The organism is Pseudomonas sp. SIMBA_068 (assembly GCF_046534705.1).
GTDB lineage: Bacteria > Pseudomonadota > Gammaproteobacteria > Pseudomonadales > Pseudomonadaceae > Aquipseudomonas > Aquipseudomonas putida.
In genome coordinates, this window is sequence record NZ_JAWRYI010000532.1 from 1 (window position 1) to 271 (window position 271).

Annotated in this window: 1 protein-coding gene; it reads right to left on the reverse strand. The window is 68.3% G+C overall.

Features of this window, described 5'->3' with window-relative positions:
- The coding region (locus tag SB756_RS30270; protein WP_410913262.1) for a hypothetical protein at window positions 1-195 on the reverse strand (195 nt) is incomplete at its 3' end.
- Between the last annotated feature and the right edge of the window lie 76 nt (window positions 196-271).

Here is a 271-nt window from a genome sequence, read left to right on the forward strand (position 1 = left end):
GACGCTGGCCTCTACCGAGGATCGGGCTGCCTGGCTGGCGGGGGAGTCCGTGGCCGCCAGGCGAACCGCGTCATCGAGTGTGACGGCCGTAACCTGGCCGTAGGCCAGTCCGTGGCCAAGGATCAGGCTGGCGAATAGGCCATGCAGGCGCAACCAGCCCCGCCGCGCAAGCAGCGTGGAAAACATTGAAGGCATCTTTCGACTCCATAGTGGAGCGCCACGCGCGTGCGCGGGCGCTCGTCCGGAACCCGGACGTCGTCACCCCTTGCGG